General features: G+C 67.2%; 17 protein-coding genes. 6 read left to right on the top strand and 11 right to left on the bottom strand.

Translation table 11 applies throughout. From position 1 onward, the window contains the following. Positions 1 to 186: 186 nt before the first annotated feature. From AC3FJ6_RS17545 to AC3FJ6_RS17515, 7 genes are all read right to left on the bottom strand, one after another. The gene (locus AC3FJ6_RS17545) at positions 187 to 1,494 is read right to left on the bottom strand and encodes a DUF445 domain-containing protein (protein WP_488773031.1); all 1,308 of its coding nucleotides are present in this window, start codon (positions 1,492 to 1,494) and stop codon (positions 187 to 189) included. A gap of 7 nt (positions 1,495 to 1,501) precedes the next feature. Next, the gene (gene phaZ, locus AC3FJ6_RS17540) at positions 1,502 to 2,344 is read right to left on the bottom strand and encodes a poly(3-hydroxyalkanoate) depolymerase (RefSeq protein WP_488773030.1); all 843 of its coding nucleotides are present in this window, start codon (positions 2,342 to 2,344) and stop codon (positions 1,502 to 1,504) included. Between the two features lie 62 nt (positions 2,345 to 2,406). Then, complete coding sequence (gene phaP / locus AC3FJ6_RS17535) at positions 2,407 to 2,853, bottom strand: TIGR01841 family phasin (protein ID WP_488773029.1); 447 nt, start codon at positions 2,851 to 2,853, stop codon at positions 2,407 to 2,409. 61 nt (positions 2,854 to 2,914) lie between these two features. Further along, complete coding sequence (locus AC3FJ6_RS17530) at positions 2,915 to 4,636, bottom strand: alpha/beta fold hydrolase (RefSeq protein WP_488773028.1); 1,722 nt, start codon at positions 4,634 to 4,636, stop codon at positions 2,915 to 2,917. Positions 4,637 to 4,650: 14 nt separating this feature from the next. Beyond that, complete coding sequence (locus AC3FJ6_RS17525; RefSeq protein WP_487523782.1) at positions 4,651 to 5,121, bottom strand: MaoC family dehydratase; 471 nt, start codon at positions 5,119 to 5,121, stop codon at positions 4,651 to 4,653. 254 nt (positions 5,122 to 5,375) lie between these two features. Continuing rightward, positions 5,376 to 8,108, bottom strand: coding sequence for a winged helix-turn-helix domain-containing protein (locus AC3FJ6_RS17520; RefSeq protein WP_488773027.1), 2,733 nt, complete (start codon positions 8,106 to 8,108; stop codon positions 5,376 to 5,378). Between the two features lie 445 nt (positions 8,109 to 8,553). Continuing rightward, positions 8,554 to 9,543, bottom strand: a complete 990-nt coding sequence (locus tag AC3FJ6_RS17515; protein WP_488773026.1) for a zinc-dependent alcohol dehydrogenase family protein — start codon at positions 9,541 to 9,543, stop codon at positions 8,554 to 8,556. A gap of 107 nt (positions 9,544 to 9,650) precedes the next feature. Between AC3FJ6_RS17515 and AC3FJ6_RS17510 the strand changes: the two genes are divergently transcribed. The 4 genes from AC3FJ6_RS17510 to AC3FJ6_RS17495 all read left to right on the top strand — a co-directional run bounded on the left by AC3FJ6_RS17510 (position 9,651) and on the right by AC3FJ6_RS17495 (position 13,792). Beyond that, a complete protein-coding gene (locus AC3FJ6_RS17510; RefSeq protein ID WP_488773025.1) occupies positions 9,651 to 10,550 on the top strand; it encodes a LysR family transcriptional regulator in 900 nt (299 codons plus the stop codon). Between the two features lie 209 nt (positions 10,551 to 10,759). Then, positions 10,760 to 12,253, top strand: coding sequence for an alpha/beta hydrolase (locus AC3FJ6_RS17505; protein ID WP_488773024.1), 1,494 nt, complete (start codon positions 10,760 to 10,762; stop codon positions 12,251 to 12,253). Positions 12,254 to 12,468: 215 nt separating this feature from the next. After that, complete coding sequence (locus tag AC3FJ6_RS17500; protein ID WP_488773023.1) at positions 12,469 to 13,146, top strand: VIT1/CCC1 transporter family protein; 678 nt, start codon at positions 12,469 to 12,471, stop codon at positions 13,144 to 13,146. Positions 13,147 to 13,288: 142 nt separating this feature from the next. Further along, entirely contained in the window at positions 13,289 to 13,792 is a 504-nt protein-coding gene (locus tag AC3FJ6_RS17495; RefSeq protein ID WP_488773022.1) for a hypothetical protein, read from the top strand. Between the two features lie 95 nt (positions 13,793 to 13,887). Here the strand turns inward: AC3FJ6_RS17495 and AC3FJ6_RS17490 are convergent, their stop codons facing one another. Further along, positions 13,888 to 14,370 carry an aminoacyl-tRNA deacylase gene (locus AC3FJ6_RS17490; RefSeq protein ID WP_488773021.1) on the bottom strand — a complete coding sequence of 161 codons (483 nt, stop codon included), beginning with the start codon at positions 14,368 to 14,370 and terminating at the stop codon, positions 13,888 to 13,890. 274 nt (positions 14,371 to 14,644) lie between these two features. Here AC3FJ6_RS17490 and katG point away from each other — a divergent pair, with 274 nt between their 5' ends. Further along, the gene (katG, locus tag AC3FJ6_RS17485; RefSeq protein ID WP_488773020.1) at positions 14,645 to 16,900 is read left to right on the top strand and encodes a catalase/peroxidase HPI; all 2,256 of its coding nucleotides are present in this window, start codon (positions 14,645 to 14,647) and stop codon (positions 16,898 to 16,900) included. 116 nt (positions 16,901 to 17,016) lie between these two features. On the opposite strand, the gene AC3FJ6_RS17480 is transcribed toward katG, so the two are convergent. The 3 genes from AC3FJ6_RS17480 to AC3FJ6_RS17470 form a co-directional block, all read right to left on the bottom strand. Further along, complete coding sequence (locus AC3FJ6_RS17480; RefSeq protein WP_488773019.1) at positions 17,017 to 17,715, bottom strand: TetR/AcrR family transcriptional regulator; 699 nt, start codon at positions 17,713 to 17,715, stop codon at positions 17,017 to 17,019. 61 nt (positions 17,716 to 17,776) lie between these two features. Then, the gene (locus AC3FJ6_RS17475; protein WP_488773018.1) at positions 17,777 to 18,367 is read right to left on the bottom strand and encodes a septation protein IspZ; all 591 of its coding nucleotides are present in this window, start codon (positions 18,365 to 18,367) and stop codon (positions 17,777 to 17,779) included. Beyond that, positions 18,364 to 19,830: a carotenoid oxygenase family protein gene (locus AC3FJ6_RS17470; protein ID WP_488773017.1), complete on the bottom strand. Its 1,467-nt coding sequence runs from the start codon at positions 19,828 to 19,830 to the stop codon at positions 18,364 to 18,366. The genes AC3FJ6_RS17475 and AC3FJ6_RS17470 overlap by 4 nt, the downstream gene beginning before the upstream one ends. A gap of 199 nt (positions 19,831 to 20,029) precedes the next feature. On the opposite strand from AC3FJ6_RS17470, the gene AC3FJ6_RS17465 reads away from it, so the two are divergent. Continuing rightward, positions 20,030 to 20,596, top strand: a complete 567-nt coding sequence (locus tag AC3FJ6_RS17465) for a GNAT family N-acetyltransferase (RefSeq protein ID WP_488773016.1) — start codon at positions 20,030 to 20,032, stop codon at positions 20,594 to 20,596. Positions 20,597 to 20,631 lie beyond the last annotated feature (35 nt).

The following is a 20,631-nucleotide window of genomic DNA, read 5'->3' as shown; positions in this document are numbered from 1 at the left end:
TGCAGATCCGGATGCCCGCGACCCAATCCCGCGCCGCACGCATGCCGAGTTGAACCGAGTCTAGGTCAGGGTATTGGACAGGTAAAGTGGTATTACCAATATGCGGTATGGGGCTTTCCCGGATGCCGGCGGGCCGCCAGCCATGACGCGCCGCAACAGCCCGGGGCCTTCGCCGGGCCGGCTGGATCAGCCGGAGACCAGCCGCATTGCCGCGTGCAGCAGCACGCCGACCATGCCGCCGACAAAGGTGCCATTGATGCGGATGTATTGCAGGTCGCTGCCGATTTCCGACTCGATCTTGCGGCTGATCTCGGCGGCGTCCCAGCCCTTGACCACCTCCGTGATGAGCATCGGCGCCAGATGCCGGTAGCGGCTCACCGTGAGCTGGACGCAGTGCAGCCACCAGCCGTTCATCCTGGCCTGCAAGGCCGGGTCATCGCGCACACTGGCGCCCAGCGAGGCCACCAGATCGGCCAGCATGGCGCGCGCCAGCGAATCCTGGCGTGCGGCGTCGGCGCTGATCCAGTCGCGCAGCCGTTGCCAAAGCGCGCGGTAGCTGTTCTCGCGCTCCAGGTGACGCAGCAAATCGCGCATCCATAGGTGGCCGATGCGCCGGTAGCGGTCCGACGTGCGCAGCCTGTCGATCATCGCCTGCACCGCTTCATCGAACTGCTGGCGCAGCGGATGGCCGGGCTCGGTGCGCACCTCATGCAGCAGCGCAATCACGCCTTCGACGAACTTGTTGACGATGTAGGCATCGAGCCGCACCGGCGTGTAGCGCGACGCCTCGCTGAACTTGGCCTGGAGCAGCCCGGCGTTGTCGGCCAGCCATGCCTCCAGCGCCGTCAGGGCGCGTTCCAGCAGCGGCTGGTGACGCTGGGTGTCGGTCAGGATCTGCAACAGATGGCCGGCGATGTCCGAGACATCGAGCGTACGCAGGCCGGGCAGCGCGCCACGCTGGATCAGGCGGGCTACCTCGTCGTCGTCAAAGACGCGCAGCAGGGCGGGCAGCGTGTCCACGGCCTGGTCCGCCAGCGCGCGGCTATTGCCGGGCGTCGCCAGCCACGTGGCCACCGCCTGCGCGGTGTTGTGCGCGCGCAGCTGGCCGACGATGACTTCGGGCGCCAGGAAATTGCGCTCCACAAAGATGCCCAGGCTTTCGGCAATGCGTTGCTGGTTGCGCGGGATCACCGCCGTATGGGGCACGGGCAGTCCGAACGGATGCCGGAACAGCGCCACCACCGCGTACCAGTCGGCCACGGCGCCCACCGTGCCGGCCTCGGCAAAGGCACGTACCCAGGCCAGCCACGGATAGTAGGGTTGGCCCAGCACGCTGGCCACCAGCAGCGCCAGCATCGCCACCAGGATGCCAGTGGCGATCGCGCGCATGCGGCGCAGGTCGCGGTCGCCGCGGTTGACAGCCTGGCCGGCATCGGCAGGCAGGGCGCCGGACGTCTCCGACCTGGTGGGGGGAAGTCCGGCGCGGTCGCTCATACGCGGCTCACAGCAGGTCCTGCCGCAGGAACCTGCGGATCACGGGCGCTACCTCCGCCGCCCGCGACACCAGGAACAGGTGACCATCGTCGATCACATGCAGCGTTGCGTGACGAATGCGAGCGACCAGGATCTTGGCGTTGGCCAGCGGCACGATCGGGTCGTCGTTGCCATGCATGACCAGCGTGGGCTGGCGCAGTCCGCCCAGCCACGGCAGGCTGCTCCAGCCCCACGCGGCCAGCAGCTGGTAGACATAGCCGCGTCCGCGCGGCGGCTCGATATGGCGGCTGTGCTCGCGCAACAGACCAAGGTCATGGCGATAGGCGCCGCCGTACAGATCCCCGCCAATCTTTTCCAGATAGGCGGGATCGGTATAGCGGCGCGGCCCCAACATCCTGGCCAGCACCGACGGCCTGGCCGGCACCATGATCACGCCGGGCGATGTCGCGGCCAGGATCAGCCGCCGGCAACGCCGGGGATACAGGTGCGCGAACTCCTGGGCAAGCGCGCCGCCCCAGGACACGCCCAGCACGTCCACCTGTCCGGTATAGCCCAGGTGGGTCAGCAGCTTGTCGGCCAGCAGGCACAAGGTGGAGAATCGATACGGCATGACCGGCGTGGGCGACCCGCCTACGCCGGGAATGTCGAAGATGACGACTTCCACGTCGCCAAGCGCCGCGATCAGCGGCTCGACCAGCTCCAGATTGGCGCCGATGCCGTTGAATAGCAGCAGGGGCGGGCTGTCGGTGGTGCCGCGGCGGATGCCGACGCGCAGCGTCCGGCCGTCCACGTCAATGGTGCGAATATCCAGTTTGCCGCCGGTCTTGGCCTGGCACGCTGCCTGATTCATCGGGTTGTCCTTGTCGCGGGCGCCCCGCAAGCCGCCCGCCGGCATTTCATGAGGATCCGCGATCACTGCGCGGGCTTGAACAGCGCCTTCAGTTCCTCCACATTCTCGGCGATTCGCTTGCTGGCTGCCGACACGCTGTCGGCCTGCGTCTTATGGGCGATGTCGGCCAGGTCGCGCAGGTTGGCCAGCGACTTCTGCAGCGCGCCCTGCGTCAGTTCCACCGCGCCCGTGGCGGCGGCGCCATCGGCGTCGCCCGACTGGAGCAGGCGGTCCTGCAGGCCGGACAGCGTGCCGCGCACGACTTCCGCCTGCTTCTGGCTGAACGCCTGCACGCCGTCAAGCAGTGCGAGGTGGATGGCGGCCAGCGCGGCCAGGTCCTTGCGGCGCGCTTCGGCCATGGCGCTCACGTCGAGGCCGGGCAGGCCCAGGCGCTGCAGCACGCCGGTGTAGGCGGAGAACAGGGCGGCGGCGGGGTGGGCCGAGGAGGATTTCGATGCAGTAGTTTCCATGGTCTTCATGCTAAGGGTGCGGTTGAGAAAAGAAACGCTCGGCTACGGCGGTCGCGCGCGATCACGCGCCGGTGACGTAGGTGCCCGGTGCGTCGCACAGGGCGGGGTGGCTAGCACTGCCCACCTGGGCCGGTGCATCGCGCCGGTCGCCGGATCGCTCGGCCAGCCACGTGCGCCAGTTGTCCCACCACGAATCGGGTTGCGCGGTGGCGCCGCCCAGCCAGGCCTCTGGATCTTCCGGCAGGGCCGCCTCGGCATTGACGAAGAACCTGGCCTTCGGGTTGCCCGGCGGGTTGATCAGGCTCTGGATGTGGCCGCTGGAACTCAGCACGAAGCGCGTATTGCCGCCGAACATGCGCGCCGTGTTGTAGACGCCCTTCCACGGGGTGATGTGGTCGGTGATGCCGCCCACCACGTACGTGTCGCAGGCCACCTTGGACAGATCCACCGGCGTGCCCAGCACGGTCAGCGCGCCGGGCCGGGCAAACACGTTGCCGGCGAAGATGTCGAGCAGCTGGCCGTGGAACTTGCCGGGCAGGCGCGTGGTGTCGTTGTTCCAGTACAGGATGTCGAACACTGGCGGGGCATTGCCCAGCAGGTAATTGTTGATCCAGTAGTTCCACACCAGGTCGTTCGGCCGCATCCATGCGAACACGCGGCCCATCTCGTTGCCTTCCAGCACGCCCTTCATGATGCTGTTCTGTTTGGCCGCCGAGATGCTCTCGGGCGTGGCAAACAGGCCGATCTGGGACTCCTCGCTGCTGTCCAGCACGGCCACCATCAGCGTGGCCGCATGGACCAGGCGTTCGCCGCGCGCTTCCAGATGGCCCATCAGCGCCGACATGGTCATGGCCCCGGAACAGGCGCCGTGCAAGTTCACATCGTCGCTGCCGGTGATCTCGCGCACCGCGTGGATGGCTTCGATCAGCGCCGACACGTAGGTGTCCATGTCCCAGTCGCGATGCTCGATGGTCGGATTGCGCCAGCTCACGGCAAACACCTGGAATTCGCTCTGCAGCAGATAGCCGACGATGCTCTTGCCCTTCGACAGGTCGAACACGTAGTACTTGTTGATCTGCGGCGGCACGATCAGCTGCGGGCGCCCGTGCACCTTCGCCGTCGCCGGCTTGTACTGGATCAGTTCCAGCACCTCGTTGCGGAACACCACGGCACCGGGCGACGTGGCCAGGTTCTTGCCCACCTCGAAGGCCGACGTATCGACCTGCGACGGCATGCCCTGGTTGCGCACGGCGTCCATGATGGCGTTCTTGATGCCGGAGACCAGGCTGGTGCCGCCCGATTCGACGATCTTGCGCAGCGCGGCCGGATTGCCGAGCAGCGTGTTGGTCGGCGCCAGCGCGTCGGTCATCAGCTGCAGGACGAACTGCGCGCGCTCCTTGCTGCGGTCGTCCAGCGCGGACCGATCCACAAAGCCGCCCAGCGCGTTGCACCAGGCCAGATAGCTCTGCATTGCCACCCGATAGAACGGGTTGCTCTGCCAGGCGCTGTCGATAAATCGCTTGTCGCCTTTCTGCGGCGCGGGGCCGCCCTTGCCGGCCAGCGCCGCCACCAGTTCGCGCGTCAGCGCGGCGCCTTGTTCGACCAGCAGCCCGGGCTGGCGCACGGTCTGCGCGCCCACCTGGCGCACGGTGTCCAGCACGTCGCACGGGCGCAGTCCGATGAAGGGGTTGAGCTTCGGCCGGTTTGTGCCGGCGTGGCCTTCCTCTTTCAGGCCTTCCGACGCGGCCAGGGCGCGCACGGGGGATTCCACGTTGGCTTGCATGTCTTCGGCTCCTGTCAGCGCGCGGCCATCAGCATGGCCAGCGATTCCGCCAGCAGCGCCGGTCTGGTTTCGCCTTCGATTTCCAGCGTATTGATCAGCCGGGCGATCACCCGGCCGTCGCCCTTGTCTTCCACCGCCGCCAGCGTCACGCGGTTGCGCACCCGAGCGCCGGCCTTGACCGGCGACAGGAAGCGCACCTTGTCGAGCCCGTAGTTCAGGCCCGCGCTGGCATCGTGGGGCACCACGCCCACTTCCATCGACAGCGACGCCAGCAGCGACAGGCTCAGGTAGCCGTGCGCGATGGTGCCGCCGAACGGGCTCTCGCGCTGTGCGCGGTCCACGTCCACGTGGATCCACTGGCGGTCGCCCGTGCAGTCGGCAAAGGCATCGACGCGGGCCTGATCGACGATCAGCCAGCCCGATACGCCAAGCTCGCGCCCGACGAAGTCGCCCAGGGTGTTCATGCTGTAGCCAGCAATGGTCATGGTGTTGTCTCCTCGCACGCATTCCCTCGTGCATTCGTTTTGGCCTGTGGTGCGCCGGAGCCGTCACCCCAGGCGGGATTCAGGCGGCGCGCTGTATGGATGCCATGTTGGCCGTGCAGCCGGGATGGCCGTATCCCCCAAAGAGGGGACCGGAAAGGGGAGCGCGGGGAGAGGAGACCGGGGAGGGGGGGAGGGCGGGGAGGGCGGGGAGGGCGGGGAGGGCGGGGAGGGCGGGGAGGGCGCCGGCGCGGGTGTCAGTGCCCGGTCACCAGCCCCAGCGATTGCGCACGTGCGACGGCGTGCGCACGTTTTTCCACTGACAGCTTGACGAAGATGCTCTTGATATGGGTCTTGACGGTCTCGGGCGCGATGCCCAGCGTCCGCGCGATTTCCTTGTTCGACTGGCCAGCCGCGATCAGCGCCAGGATGCCGCCTTCGCGCGCGCTCAACGCCTCGCGCACCGACGCCGACGACGCCTTTTGCCGCATCTGGTAGCGTTCGTTGCAACGTTCGCGCAGTTCGTCGATGCAGGCCAGCCGTTGCGCGCCGCCGCTGGCGGCGACGGTAGCCTGTCTGACCAGCTCCAGTAGGGCCCCGACGCCGGGCCCCTGGTCCAGGATGATCCGGTACGCACGCGCGGATTCGATGGAAGCCAGCACCCGGCTGCATTCCTCGACGGCCCGCTCCGCCGCACCGCTGGCCTGGCAAGCCAGTGCCAGCAGGGTGCGGGCGCGTAGCGCGAGGTAGTTGGGGTGCCGCTGCGGAAGGCGCCGGAGCAGGGCATCCAGCAGGCGCACGGCGTCATCCGGCCGTGCCCCGGCCATGGCCAGGCTGGCAGCACCCAGCGTCCGATAACGGTCGAGTTCGCTGGCGCAGGCCTCGCAATCGGGCGCATCGACGGTGTTCACCAGTCTGTCGATCTGTTCGACGCACGCAGCGGCCTCCCGGGCGCGGCCCTCGGCAAGCAGCAGCCGGACACGCTCCAGGAGGATGGCCGCCACCAGCCGGTGCCACGCGCGTTGATGGCCAATCGTCAACGCCTGTTCGACCCACGCGTGGGCCTGGTCCAGGTGCCCGCGCGCCGCCGCAATGCGGACCAGCAACGTATAGGCCACCAGCACGCTGTCCAGCAGGACCGCCGCGTCGATGACCGGCATGCGTTCCACCAGCAGCGTTTCGGCGTCTTCGAGCCGGTCCTGCTCGTAGCGCAGCTGGGCCAGCGCGGGCGCGCACAGCGCGGCGGCCGTCGAGGCAGGCCCGGCGTTGTCTTCGGCAAACCGCATCGCCTGCAGAAAGTACCGCTCGGCCACGTCGAAACGCATCTGCTGCAATTCCGCAAGGCCCAGCAGGCAAAGCCGGTAGACCGAAGACAGCGGGTAGCGCCGGTTTTCGTCGGGCGAGTAGGGGATCCATGGCGTGGCATACAGCCGTTCCAGATCGCCGGACTTCCAGTGCGCGAACCGCACGACGTTGCTGAGCACGTTGATCATCCACGGGTCGTCCGACAGCGGGCGGCTCAGGCAGTCTTCCGCCAGCCGCAGCGCGCCTTGGGCATCGTCGCGCAAGGCGGCAAGCAGGGCGCGTATCGCCCTGCATTCCCACAGGTGGCGTTCGCGATCGGCCTCGGGCCCTTGTGCGGCATCCTGCTCGATGGCTTCCACCATCGCGGACGCCTCTTCGAAACGCATGGCCAGCGCCATGCCCCGTGCCAGCGCCAGGCGCACGTCAACCTGCCCACGCATGATGTCAGGCGGCAAACGCCGCTGCCAGCCAAGCAGCGTCTTCAGATCACCCTGGCGGACCAGCGACATCGCACATTGGCCAATCAGCGCAACGGCATCGGCGGCATCGCCGGCTTCCAGCGCATGCCAGACGGCGTCGGTCCACAGTGCCTGCGCGGCATACCAGCGCGACGCGCGCCGATGCAGGTCTGCAATGTCGATGTCGGCGGCGGTCTCCAGCCGCTGGCGCAGGTAGTCGCGCAGCAACTGGTGGTAGCGAAACCAGCGGCCCTCGACGTCCAGCGGATCGAGCAACAACTGACGCGCGGCCAGCGCCTGGAGCATGTTCTGGCTGTGCGCCGCGCCCGTAACGGCCATGCAGAGCGGCGCGGAAAGCCGGTCCAGGATGGCGGTGCGCACCATGAAATCGACCAGTTCCGAGGTCTGGCAGGCCAGCATCTCTTCCAGATAGGCCGCGATAGGCCGCGCCGTGCCCGATGGCGCCACCCAGGCGCCCGACTGGCTGCGGGCCAGCATCGGCGCGGACAGGCGCAACGCGGCTGCCCAGCCTTCGGTCGAGGCGTGCAAGGCGTCTACCGAGGCCTGCGGCAGACCCCCCGCGCATTCGCGCTGCACGAACCGCCCGGTTTCGTCGGCACTGAAGCGCAACATCGTGGCGTCGATCTCAAGCAGCGCATTGCCGGCCCGCAACCGTGCCAGCGGCAAGGGCGGGTCCGCACGCGTGCCCAGCACCAGATGGAAGTTCGACGGCGCGTGGGCCAGTAGCAGCGCCACGGCTTCATGAATCGATTCAGTACCGATCAGGTGATAGTCGTCCACGAACAGGAACAACTCGTCGTCGATCTCGGCCAGCGCGTTGACCAGCGTGGCAATCACCGCGCGCGGGACAAGCAGCGAAACCTCACCGGCAAGCCCCGGCGGCGCGCCTTCAGCGACACAGGCACCGTACAGCGACTGCGCCAGATGACTCAGAAAATGTGCAGGCTCGTCATCTTCCTGATCCACCGACAACCAGGCAACACGAGCGCCATCGGCGCGCAGCCGGTCAAGCCACGCAATGCAAAGCGATGTCTTGCCGAAACCTGCCGGCGCCTTGATAACGGTCAGCCGCTTGTCCCGACCCTGGCCAAGCACGTCCAGCAGGCGCGGACGTTCGATCAATCCGGCCGGCAGACGCGGCGCAAGGATCTTGGTCGCCAGCAGAAACGGAACGGACGGCGCGGACGGGTCCGCAGGAACAGACACCGATGCTTCCGCGACGCGCCGACCGGAAGCACGATTGCGGGCCGCCGGCCTTTTCCCAGGCGGCGCCGATGGAAAGAGTGGGCCTTCGCGCATGAAGTTGATTCTAGGCGCGACAACTCCCGATTCAAGCCGGGCCAGCGCGTGGGCAAGAGGCGGTTGGGCGGCGCCGTGCTGGCCGAAGTGTTCTCGAAATGGCGCGCATCTTATTTAACATAAGATAGATTATTGCTATAACGCATGTTGGGGCTAAATTGCCCAGGTCGGCCTCAATCTCGCCGACGCAACCCCAGCAGTCACCGCCACAGTTCATCGACAAGGGGTCGTCGAACAGATCGAGTGCTGGCCCAAAATTGTCAGGGATCTACGTCGGTATGTCGAACGGCCGCTTCCACAACCAGCAAGCCGCCAGATGGTCCCGGAATTCCACTTAACGTGCCGCAGCACATCAAACCGTCACCACGATCTTGCCGAACTGCTCGTTCGACTCAAGAAAGCGGTGCGCATCGACGATCTGGTCAAAGGCGAAGGTCCTCGCAATCACCGGCCGAAACGCCCCCGATTCCAGTCCGTCGATGATGAATGCCTTGGCCGCCTCAAGTTTCACCGGGTCGCCGGTGATCTCGTGCACGAGGTAACCGCGCAGCGTCAGGGTCTTGCTCAGTACGTCAAACAAGGGAAAAGGCGTCGGCTCCGTACTGAGGCCTCCATATTCGATGAGTATTCCGCCGCGCGACATCGCTGCCGTCAGCGGCTGGAAGATCGGGCCGCCGATTGCGTCCAGCACGACCCGCACGCCAGCTGAGCCCGTTATCTCCTGCAACCGGGTGGCGAGATCGACGTTGGCAGTGGCAATCACGTGGGCGGCGCCTGCGGTCAGCAGGTCGCGCGCCTTGGCGGAAGTCCGCGTGATCGCGATCGGCGTCGCCCCTACCCTGTTCGCGATCTGAATCGCGGCCAACCCGACGCTGCTGGACGCCGCCGTCACGGCCACAAAGTCTCCCGGGCCGAGCTTGGCGATGTCGATCAACGCACCATAGGCGGTGAGATACGGCATCCACACTGCAGCGGCCTCCTCCCAACCCAGCGTTCGCGGATGCCTGACGACAAGTGGGGCGGGAAACGTCACCAACTCGCCGTACGCGGGCCAGCGAACCATCGACTGCGGCGGCACAACGCTGACGGCATCGCCCGGCGCAATCGCCGTGACACCGGTGCCCACCGCCTCGACAACGCCCGCGGCCTCAAGCCCGAGCCCGGACGGAAATGTCGGCCGCTCGATATACGTCCCGGCACGCAGCAGCGCCTCGGCACGATTGAGCCCCAGCGCCTTGACTCGAATCTGTACCTCGCCCGGCCCCGGCGGCGGAACTTCGACGTGCTCGATGCGCAGGACCTCGGGTCCCCCATGCTGATGAAACCGGACAACGCGTGCCATGAATTCCCTCCCAGTCGAAACTTGTTGAAGTGAATCCACTGTAGTCCCGCACGTTTCGCGGATAAACGGCGGATAATCGACGACAGTCGAAACCAATGGTTTTTAATATGGACCGTCTGACCAGCATGGCCGTCTTTGTAAAAGCCGTCGATCTGGGCTCGTTTGCGGCCGCCGCTGATGTGCTGGGCCTATCCGCCCCCATGGTCGGCAAACATGTTCACGCATTGGAAACCCGCCTTGGCGTGCGCTTGCTGATTCGCACCACGAGGCGCCAGAGCCTGACGGACTTCGGGCAGGCCTACTACGATCGCTGCAAGGTCGTGCTGGCGGAGGCTGAGGCCGCAGATGCGCTTGCGGCCGATCAGTTCGGCGAACCGCGCGGGAGGTTGCGTGTCACCATGCCCGTGCACTTTGGCCGGCTTTGCGTGGCCCCGGTGCTACTGCGATTTGCGCAGACGTATCCGGCGCTGGAGCTCGATCTGTCATTCAATGACCGTTTCGTCGATCTGGGCGAAGGCGACTTCGACATCGCCATCCGTACCGGCGATCTGGACGACAAGGCTGGCGTGATCGCGCGTCGTGTCGCACGCCAACCGATGATCGTCTGCGCTTCGCCCGCCTATCTCAAGGCGCACGGCCAGCCCGCCACCGTCGACGCGCTCCAGCGGCACCAAGCCATCGTGTACAGACGCTCAGGCCGGGTCAGCCCGTGGCTGTTTCCCAGGGAAGGGCTTCCGCCGGAAGAGATGATTCCGCTCAACCGGGTCCGGATGGATGATCTCGACGCCATTGCCGAGGCCGCGACGCGCGGCATGGGACTCGCCTGGCTTCCCTATTGGCTTGTCAGCGATCGCATCCGGTCGGGGGTGTTGGTCGCTCTATTGCCGGACCGGCCGGCATTTCTTTACGACGCCTACGCGTTGTGGCTGCAGGCGCCTCACTTGCCGCGCAAAGTCCGCATGGCCGTCGACGCGCTCGTTGAGGCTTTGCCCGCGCTGATGACGTAAGTGGCAGGTTCAGGAAGTCGAACGCGCATGTTGCACCGCGCAACGCCCCAGTCGGACACCCGTTTGAACATTGGCGTGACGTATCGCCGCGGTTACATTGGCCGGGCGTTGCGTCACGCGGGGGAAGCATGTCGTGAAAGCATGATGGCGGTCGAGGACGCGTGCCGACGCACTCCCACACGCACGATAAAGAAGACAGAGGAGACATCATGCATCGCGTATTCCAGAGCACTGCCCTGGCGTTGGCGGCCGGCTTCCTGCTGTACGGCTGTGGTGGCGGCGACGACAACGGTTCGGCCACCACCGCATCCACACCCGCTCCCACAGCGCCGACGGTCCAGCCCGAAGAGGTACGTCCGCAAGACAGCCGGACCTTCACCGTCGATACCAACGCGCTGGCAGCAAAACTGGCGCCGCTGGCCGGCGCGCCTGCGTCCGACCGCTGGTCCGGTCAGCTCGGCAATGCCGGTTATGTCGTGGAAGTGCCCGCCGCCTGGAACGGCAAGCTCGTGATGTATGCCCACGGCTACGCCGGGATGGGTTCCGCGCTGTCCGTCACCATTCCGGGCATCCGCCGGCATCTGCTGGAAGCCGGCTACGCGTGGGCCGCGTCCACCTATTCCACCAACTACTACGACGTCCGCGCCGGCCTGGAGGACACCAACGCGCTGGCGCTGGCGTTTACCGATATTGCGAAGAAGAATGGCCGCACGCTGGCCGCGCCCACCCGCACATATATCGTTGGCCATTCGATGGGCGGGCATGTGGCGGCTGCCGCCGTGGATGCCGAGAATATCCAGACCGCCGTGCACAAGGTGTCGTACAACGGCTCGGTGCCGATGTGCGCCGTGCTGGGCGACACCGAACTCTTCAATTACTTCGGTGGCTATCAGACTGCCGCGCAGCAGTTGGCTGGCATGCCGGCCACATCGTGGCCGGTCACGAACTGGGCGCAGATCGTGGCGCCGTTGATGTCGGCGTTGTTCACCACCTACCCCTCGGCGACGACCGCCGCGGGCGACAAGCTCAAGGCCGTGGTCAAGAACCTGACCGGCGGCGAGCGCCCGCTGTTCGAGCTCGGCTTCGGGCAAAGCCCCGCGTCGAAGGCTTACCAGGACGCGGTGTGGAGCACGTTCGGCTCCGACGGCACCGTCAACGGCATCCTGACGCAAAACGTGGTGGACACCACCGCCCTGCTCTACCAGTTCGACAACGACCCGGCCCAGTCCGCCGAGGAACAGGCGTTCAATGCGGCGATTTTCCGGGTGCGCCCGGTCGCCGATGCCAACCGGCTGCGCCGCGACGGCCTGCGCTGGATTCCGCAGAACGCCGCGAAAATCAGCGTGCCGGTGCTGACGCTGCATACGCTGGGCGACATGTACGTGCCGTTCAGCATGGAGCAGATCTACAAGCGCCGCGCCGACGCCAACGGCACGGCGTCCTGGCTGGTGCAGCGCGCGATCCGCGGCATCGCGCACTGCGATTTCACGGTGGCGGAGCAGACCAGGGCCTTCGACGACATGGTGACGTGGGAGCAGACCCACACGCGACCCGCCGGCGACGATGTACTGACGGCGTCCGTCGTGGCCGATGCCAGGTATGGCTGCACGTTCACCGACAATACCGTGGGTGCCGACGACGACCCCGTGACGAAGAACCTGCGACTGGTGATCGCAGCGACGCCCGGCACCAGCTGCCAGTAGCAAGGCGGCCGCCGCTCGGCGGCTTCCGTCACGCGCAGGCGGATGCCGCCGTCCGCCCGGTCTGCCAGCCCCGGGCAATCCCTGCCGTTGCCGCCCCCCCATTGCCCCAATGAGCGCCGCCCACGCTGCACGCTAGGACGTTGGTCCAATGGCAGCACCGTCCGGATCGGTCTACCGTGTCCTGACCCGTTGCTGGCACATGGGGAGGAACCAGCATGTCGGCTATCAATCCGTCACAGAGCGACAGCGTCGAGGATCGGGCTCCGGCCCTGGACGTGGTCGATCGCGTATCCGAAATGTGTTTCGGGCTGTACATGGCGCTGACGTTCGTGGGCGCCGTGTCGTCCGCCACGGCCGGGCCCGATGCCGCCCAGACCATGCTGCGTGCCGCTCTCGGCTGCAATCTCGCCTGGGGGCTGGTCGACGCGATCATGTATCTGGTGCGGACGCTGGCCGGGCGCGGCATGCTGCAGAAGCTTGCCCTGACGGCCAAGCATGGCGACGCGCCCTCGGGCATCGCGGCGATCCGCGACGCGCTGCCGCCCGCCATGAATCCGCACATTGCCAACGAGGATCTCGAACCGGTACGGCTACGGCTGGTGTCCGGCGCCACCGTGCCGGACCGCCCGACGCTGCATGGCGGCGACTTTCTTGCCGCGATCCGCATCTTCTTTATCGTCGTGCTGTCCACGTTCCCGGTGGCCCTGCCCTTCGTGCTGCTGCACGACCTGTCCACGGCGCTGCTGGTGTCCCGGGTGCTGACGCTGATCATGCTGTTCGTCGGCGGTGCGGCGCTGGGCCACTACGGCGGGATCAACCCCTGGCGGGCCGGATTCTGGATGATGGCGCTCGGCGTGGCCGTCACCATCGCCGTCATCGCGCTGGGGGGATAAGATGCGCGCGCCCCTGGTGGCAGCTGCGATCTGGCTCGCGGCAAATGGCGTGCAGGCCCAGGAGGTCGCCGTTATCCCGCCGGCGCCCGCTGCGGATACCCCGCCGCCCGCCTGGAGTTTCCTGGCGACCGGCTTCTGGAACATGCCACGACACGAAGACAGCTACGCTTCGGGCATTTTCGGGGCCGATCATGGCCAGTTGCATCTCGAAGCGCGCGTCAACTACGAGGCCAGGCATGCCCAGTCGGGTTTCGTCGGCTGGTCGTTCTCGGGCGGGGAAACGTTCCAGTACAAGGTCACGCCCATCGTGGGCGTCGTGGTGGGCAGCGCGCACGGGCCCATTGCCGGCGTGGAGGCCAGCCTCGCGGTCAGCAAGTTCGATTACTACATCGAAGCCGAGTATCTGCCCGGCACGGGTTCCACCACGCCCTATACCTATGCGTGGAGCGAACTGGGATTCCGCCCCGTCCAGTGGCTGCGTGTGGGTCTGGTCGCCCAGCGCACGCGGATCTACGGCGGCGATCGCGAGTTCCAGCGCGGCGGCCTGGTACAGCTCACGTTGGGCAAGGTCACCGGCAGCGTCTACTGGTTCAATCCGGCATCGCACGATCAGGTGGTCATCGCCGCCATGACGCTCGCGTTCTAGCGCGTGCGCCGGCCTGCCGGAACCCGCCCGGCTACCGGCATACCGGCAGGGGGCCAGATCGTCACGTATGCCGTGGGAGCGGCCGCGCGCCGTGCCTACATGACCCGATGCGCAAAATGGCCGCGCCGCGCTTCGGACATCAGCTGCGCGAAATCGTCCACGTTCATATGGACCAGCGCCTCGCGGTCGCCGGCCTCGAAGTAGACGTCATCGTGGGTCAGCAGGCTGTCGTCGATCCAGGTCAGCGTGCCGTAGGCCATGCCGACCGGCGGCAATGCCTGCCGATCGCAGTCGCGGAACACCTCGCGCACGCCGTCGGCACGGGCGTAGGCCACCTTGCGCCCGGTCTGCTCGCGCAGTTCGGCCAGCTTCAGGTGATGGCTGGCAGGAATCACGGCGGCCAGGTAGCCCTTGTCGTCCTCCAGCAGCACCGTGCGGGCCAGCCGGTCGGCGGGGATGCTGCGGGCCGCGTCGTCGCCGGGGTGGGCCAACTGTCCGGGCCGCCCGGGGCGACGCACGGTTTCGAACCGGGCCTCGGTCCTGCTCAGGCATCGCGCCAGCTTCGTCGCCATGGTCATGATTGCCGCCTCCCGGCGTCACGCGCCGCAGTGGTCTGGTGTACCGGAACTATAGGTCAGGCGCCGCCCCCAATGGTCGGTGCTAACCCGAATCGTCATGGCGCCACCCCCATAGCAATGCCCTATCGCGCCGATTGCAAAGCTCTCATGTTGTTGGCATGCGCTCTCGCCTATATTTCTCGTGCGACAGGGTCTGCCCAGGCAGAGCCTCGTGGAAGTGTTGACGCGTGAAGACAGACAAGAACTACCGTTTGGATCCCCCAAAGGAGAGAGCATGTCTAACGAAAAGTGTCCCTTCAACCATGCCGCCGGCGGCGGGACCACCAATGCGGACTGGTGGCCGAAACAGCTGCGGCTCGACCTGCTGGCCCAGCATTCGGACAAGAGCAACCCGCTGGGCGAGACATTCGACTACGCCGCGGCCTTCAAGAGTCTCGACTACGCCGCGCTGAAGCAGGACCTGGCCCACCTGATGACCGATTCGCAAGACTGGTGGCCGGCCGACTTTGGCCACTACGGTCCGCTGTTCATCCGCATGGCCTGGCACAGCGCCGGCACGTACCGCATCGGTGACGGCCGGGGGGGTGGCGGACGCGGCCAGCAACGTTTTGCGCCGCTCAACAGCTGGCCCGACAACGTCAGCCTGGACAAGGCCCGCCGGCTGCTATGGCCCGTCAAGCAGAAATACGGCCAGAAGATTTCGTGGGCCGACCTGATGATCCTGGCCGGCAACGTCGCGCTGGAATCCATGGGCTTCAAGACCTTCGGCTTTGGCGCGGGCCGCGAAGACACCTGGGAACCCGACCAGGACGTCTACTGGGGCGATGAAAAGACCTGGCTCGGCGGCGATATCCGCTACGGCAAGGGCGCGGCCGGCAGGCAGGACGATGGCGGCGTGCTGGTGGCCGATGTGGAAAAACACGGCGAGGAAGTCAGCCGCACCGACCCGGGCCGCAATCTGGAAAATCCGCTGGGCGCGGTGCAGATGGGCCTGATCTACGTGAACCCGGAAGGCCCGGACGGCAATCCCGACCCCCTTGCCGCGGCCTACGACATCCGCGACACGTTCGGCCGCATGGCCATGGACGACGAGGAAACCGTGGCGCTGATTGCCGGCGGCCATACCTTCGGCAAGACGCACGGCGCGGGCCCGGCCAGCAACGTCGGGCCGGAACCCGAGGCGGCCGCGCTGGAACTCCAGGGGCTGGGCTGGCAGAACAAGTACGGCACCGGCAAGGGCGCGGACACCATCACCAGCGGCCTGGAAGTGACGTGGAGCAGCACGCCGACCCAATGGGGCCAGGGTTTCTGGGAAAACCTGTTCAACTTCGAGTACGAGTTGACCAAGAGCCCGGCCGGCGCCAACCAATGGGTGGCCAAGGATGCACCCGAGACGGTGCCGCACGCGCACGATCCGTCGAAGAAGCTCAAGCCGACCATGTTGACCACCGACCTGTCGCTGCGCTTCGACCCGGTCTACGAGAAGATCTCGCGCCGCTTCAAGGACGATCCGAAGGCCTTTGCCGATGCCTTCGCCCGTGCCTGGTTCAAGCTGACCCACCGCGACATGGGCCCGGTGGCGCGCTACCTGGGCCCCGAAGTGCCCACCGAGGAACTGCTCTGGCAAGACCCGATCCCGAAGGTGGACCACCCGCTGGTGGACGACAAGGACATCGCCGCGCTCAAGCAGCAGGTGCTGGCGTCGGGGCTGTCGATCTCCGAGCTGGTCAAGACGGCGTGGGCGTCGGCCTCGACCTTCCGCGGCTCCGACAAGCGCGGCGGCGCCAACGGTGCCCGTATCCGCCTGGCCCCGCAGAAGGACTGGGCGATCAACGAGCCCGATCAGCTTGGCAAGGTACTGTCCAGGCTCGAAGCCATCCAGAAGGACTTCAACGGCGCGGCGTCGGGCGGCAAGAAGGTCTCGCTGGCTGACCTGATCGTCCTGGCGGGCAATGCGGCCATCGAGAAGGCAGCGGAAAAGGCCGGCAAGACGCTGACCGTGCCGTTCTCGCCGGGCCGCATGGATGCGTCGCAGGACCAGACCGACGTGAAGTCGATGAACGCCATGGAGCAGACCGCCGACGCGTTCCGCAACTACATCAACCCGCGCGTGCGCGTGCCGGCCGAGCACATGATGATCGACAAGGCGCAGCTGCTGACGCTGACCGCGCCAGAGATGACGGTGCTGATTGGCGGCCTGCGCGTGCTGAACGTCCATCATGGCAAGGATGCGCACGGGGTGCTGACGGACCGGCCCGAGACGCTGACCAACGACTTCTTCCGCAACCTGCTCGACATGAGCCTGGAGTGGACGCCGCTGTCGCGCGACGTGTTCGAGGGCGCCGATCGCAAGACCGGCGCGGTCAAGTGGACCGGCTCGCGGGTCGACCTGGTGTTCGGCTCGCACGCGCAGTTGCGGGCGCTGTCCGAGGTGTACGCCAGTGCCGACGGCGCAGACAGGTTCTACACGGACTTTGTCGCCGCCTGGGCCAAGGTGATGGACCTCGACCGCTTCGACCTGCGCAAGTGATGTAGCCTGTGGCATGCGGGGCGCCGATCGGTATCGGCGCCCCTTTTCCTTGGCTTTTCCTTGGCTTTTCCTTGGCTATTCTTTGGCTTTTCTTTGGCTTTTGACGCCGGGGCCGTTCAGGCGGTGCACGCCCTCAATGCCTGCAGGCAAAATTCCGCCACCACACCGGCCATCTGGTCGATGTCGAGCGGTTCGGCCGATAGCGCCGATAGCGCCGACAGGCGCGCGTTGCTGGCGGTAGCCGTGGCCAGGCCGTGGGCGGCGATCCAGACGGCGAAGGCCAGTTGTTCTTCGGTCAGGTGGGCAGGCGCCTTGCCGTCCAGGCACGCGGCCACGGCCTCGCGCACGCGCGAGAACGAGTCGCCGGCGGCCTGCGTCAGTTCCGGGTAGTCGCTGCGGCGCGCGACGCCGGGGCCGAACATCAGGTGGAAGCGCGCCGGATAGGTGTGGGCGAATTCCGCATAGCCCACCAGCAGGCCGCGCAGGCGGTCGGCCGGGGTGGCGTTGGGCAGCCGGGCGGCGCGTTCGCTCCTGAAATGCTTGAGTTCGCGGAACGCCTGCGCGGCAATGGCCGCCAGCAGGCCGTTGCGGTCTTGGAAGTGGTGCGATGGCGCGCCGGCCGACACGCCAGCAAGCCGGGCGGCGGTGCGCATGCTCATGGCGGCCACGCCTTCGGTATCGATCAGATGCAGGCCCCAGGCGATCAGCGACGCGCGCAGATCGCCGTGGTGCCACTGCCCTTCCGGCTTGGTGGCCGCCCCCGTGGGCGTCTTGCGGGGCCGGGGCGCACGGGTCGCCTTGGATGGCTCGGTCATGCCGGGTTGCTGCCTGGTGTCGCGGGGTTCCATGCTACCGCGGCCGTCGCGCATCCGGCGGTTACAGAGCCGCCTGGCTGTCCAGCGCGGCCTCGGCGTCGGCGACCGGGGCCGGGCGCCGGCGCAACGCGGCTTTCACCACGCCGTACTGCACGCAGAACAGCACGCCCTTGGACACCGCCGGATAGATCGCGATAAAGGCCGGCCACGACGCCGGGTGCCAGATCGCCACCGCTGCGTTCAGCGCGGCGGACACCAGCATCAGCACCGCCCAGGCGTAGCCGAAGAACGTCATCTCGGGCTCCACGCGCGGCGCGATGGCGGTCGGCACATAGCGGTTCATCCAGCCGCCGCGCAGCATGACCACGCCGATCACCAGGAACAGGATGCTCGGTTTGGCCATCACGAAGCGCGGATCGGACGTGACCCAGGTGGCGATCGACGACACCACGACCGACGCCAGGCTGATCCACTGCAGCACTGCCACGCGGCGCCGGTGGACGATTTCCCGGCCGACCACGGCCAGTGCCACGACCAGCCCCGCCAGCGTGGCGATGCGGACATCCACGTTCAGCGCCATCAGCACGGCAAACACCAGCACACCCAGCGTGTCGAGCATGACGGGCCACGCCACCCGCAGGAGCCGGCTCATGCGTTGGCTCCTTCCACCCAGTTGCCGTGGAAGCCGAACGGCACGCGCTGCGGCAGCTCCACCGTGGCCACCGGCCCGGCCTCGATATCCAGGGCATCAAGCACCAGCAGTTCACTGGTATGCGATGCAGCGCGCCACACCACGGCCAGCAGCCAGCCGTCGCCCTCGGCGCGGCCACGCGGCGCGAACACCGGCTCGGAGGTCGCGTCGCCCGGCGGCAGCCACAACGTGGCCTGGGCGCCGGTCACGGCGTCGAGATGCACGATGCCCTGCCGTTCCGCCTCGTCCGATGGCCCCTGGCGCGCGGCTTCCCCGGGCACCGACGCGGCGAACCAGCCATGCCGGTGCTGGCGACCGGCAAGCCGGTCGTCGATGCGCGGAAATTCGCCCGGGATGTCGCACAGGCGCTGGCTGGTGAAGGTGTCGCGGCCATTGGCCAGATCGAAGGTCCAGCGGGTCAGGTAGGCCAGCTGGCGCGACCGGTCGCCCGGCGACCCGTCCGGGCGCGGAAACAGCGGCGCCTCGTCGTAGACCATGACGTCGGCGTGTATCGTGTCGCCCTCTTCCCACGCGTTCATCGCGTGGAACACATAGCACGGCGGGCCCTGGAACCAGCGCGGCACGCCGGACGGTGCATCGCGCCGCATGATGCCGATCATCGACGGCCGGTCTGCCTCGAATGCATACGGCGGCAGGCCTTTGTCCAGCCGCTCGCGGCTGCCTGTCAGCGGCAGGACCGGAAACAGCAGATGCCGCGTGGTCATCATGAAGTCATGGACCATGCTGCAGTACGGCGTGTCGAACTTGAGATGCCGGGTCAGCCGCGCATCGGGGCCAATGGTGCCGGTGGTGATGGCAGCCGTCAGCGGGCCATCGGCGTTGTATCCGAAGAAGAACATTTCGCCGGTCAGCGGATCAATCTTCGGATGGGCCGTGAACGGACCCTGCAGCGGACCATAGTCGGCGTAGCCCAGCGTTTCGAGCGTGCCGGGCGTCATACACGTCGGCCGGTGCGCCTCCTCCAGCGCCAGCAGCCGCTGGCCGTGCCACACGATATGGGTGTTGGCCACGCCCCGGTCGTCGCCCGCCCATTCAGGGGCATCGGGCAGCTTGCCCGCAAACGCGCGGAACAGCGCGCGGCCGGCCCGATCTTCGTCGCGCCATTTCGGCGTGCGGACCCAGCGGTTGCGATAGCTGGCCGCGCCATCGGCCAGCGCAATGGCGTGGATCATGCCGTCCCCGCCGAACCAGTGCGTGGCCGCCGTCGGAAAACGCGGATTCGGACCATTCCGATACAAGGTGCCGGCCAGTTCCCGGGGCAGCTCGCCCCGCACCCTGAGCCCGGCGGCGGCGATTTCCCGGGTCACCGGCGCAAAGTTGCCCTTCGACCAGATGCCGTCCGGCGCTGGCTGGGCTGCCTTGCCATGCGCCTCTTCCTGCACGCGTTGCTGCGCTGTTTCCACGCTGTCTCCCCGATCCGAACTGATCACTGTTCAGTTTGCGTATTCAAGGCGGCGTGCAAGGGGAAGTCAAGGATATCTGGCTTGGGGATTTCGCCAATGCGGCCCGGTGGAAGCACTGCGGGGCCGGCGCCCTTGGCGGCTTCGCGCCGGGTTGCCTACCATGACATCACCGTCCATCCCCCATCTTCCCGGACCCTCCATGCCGACCGACGCCAGTCCGACGACAGCCGCCCTGCCCCAACTGCCCCTGCACGCCAGCCTGCGCAACGGCCAGCCGGTGGTGGTGCGCAAGATCCGCGAAGACGACAAGGCGGGCATTGTCGAAGCGTTCTCGCTGCTGTCCGACGATTCCCGCTACACACGCTTCATGGCCGCCATGCACGACCTGCCCGAGGCGCTGCTCGACGATGTGGTTCACCCGGTGCCGGGGCAAGACTGCACGCTGACCGCCGTGGCGGGCACCGCCGAGAGCGGGCATCTGGTGGGCGGTGCGCGCTACGTGGCGCTGCCGGGGCGCGATGCGTGCGAGTTCGCCGTGACCGTGCTCGACGGCTGGCAATCCTCGGGCCTGGGCAGCCTGTTGATGCAGACGCTGATCGCACTGGCGCGGGCGGCCGGGTTCGGCACGATGGAGGGCTATGTGCTGTCGGCCAATCGCGGCATGCGGGGGCTGGCGCACCGTCTTGGCTTCGCGGATACGGTCTGCCCCGACGACGCCACGCTGCGCGTGGTCACGCTCGACCTCCGCCATCCGCCATCTTCCTGACCAAGGGCGCGGCCGGACGGAAGGTGGCGGGCTGA

The sequence above is a fragment of the Cupriavidus sp. 94F1 genome (assembly GCF_057798875.1).
This window is presented reverse-complemented; position numbering and strand designations above follow the sequence as displayed.

Bases quoted from the DNA above. Each gene is read 5' to 3' on its own strand.
- AC3FJ6_RS17515 (WP_488773026.1), bottom strand. From the start codon at position 9,543: ATGGCACGCGTTGTCCGGTTTCATCAGCATGGGGGACCCGAGGTCCTG.
- AC3FJ6_RS17530 (WP_488773028.1), bottom strand. From the start codon at position 4,636: ATGCAAGCCAACGTGGAATCCCCCGTGCGCGCCCTGGCCGCGTCGGAA.
- phaZ (WP_488773030.1), bottom strand. From the start codon at position 2,344: ATGAATCAGGCAGCGTGCCAGGCCAAGACCGGCGGCAAACTGGATATT.
- AC3FJ6_RS17545 (WP_488773031.1), bottom strand. From the start codon at position 1,494: ATGAGCGACCGCGCCGGACTTCCCCCCACCAGGTCGGAGACGTCCGGC.
- AC3FJ6_RS17510 (WP_488773025.1), top strand. From the start codon at position 9,651: ATGGACCGTCTGACCAGCATGGCCGTCTTTGTAAAAGCCGTCGATCTG.
- AC3FJ6_RS17495 (WP_488773022.1), top strand. From the start codon at position 13,289: ATGCCACGACACGAAGACAGCTACGCTTCGGGCATTTTCGGGGCCGAT.
- AC3FJ6_RS17525 (WP_487523782.1), bottom strand. From the start codon at position 5,121: ATGACCATTGCTGGCTACAGCATGAACACCCTGGGCGACTTCGTCGGG.
- phaP (WP_488773029.1), bottom strand. From the start codon at position 2,853: ATGGAAACTACTGCATCGAAATCCTCCTCGGCCCACCCCGCCGCCGCC.
- katG (WP_488773020.1), top strand. From the start codon at position 14,645: ATGTCTAACGAAAAGTGTCCCTTCAACCATGCCGCCGGCGGCGGGACC.
- AC3FJ6_RS17465 (WP_488773016.1), top strand. From the start codon at position 20,030: ATGCCGACCGACGCCAGTCCGACGACAGCCGCCCTGCCCCAACTGCCC.
- AC3FJ6_RS17505 (WP_488773024.1), top strand. From the start codon at position 10,760: ATGCATCGCGTATTCCAGAGCACTGCCCTGGCGTTGGCGGCCGGCTTC.
- AC3FJ6_RS17490 (WP_488773021.1), bottom strand. From the start codon at position 14,370: ATGACCATGGCGACGAAGCTGGCGCGATGCCTGAGCAGGACCGAGGCC.
- AC3FJ6_RS17500 (WP_488773023.1), top strand. From the start codon at position 12,469: ATGTCGGCTATCAATCCGTCACAGAGCGACAGCGTCGAGGATCGGGCT.
- AC3FJ6_RS17480 (WP_488773019.1), bottom strand. From the start codon at position 17,715: ATGACCGAGCCATCCAAGGCGACCCGTGCGCCCCGGCCCCGCAAGACG.
- AC3FJ6_RS17475 (WP_488773018.1), bottom strand. From the start codon at position 18,367: ATGAGCCGGCTCCTGCGGGTGGCGTGGCCCGTCATGCTCGACACGCTG.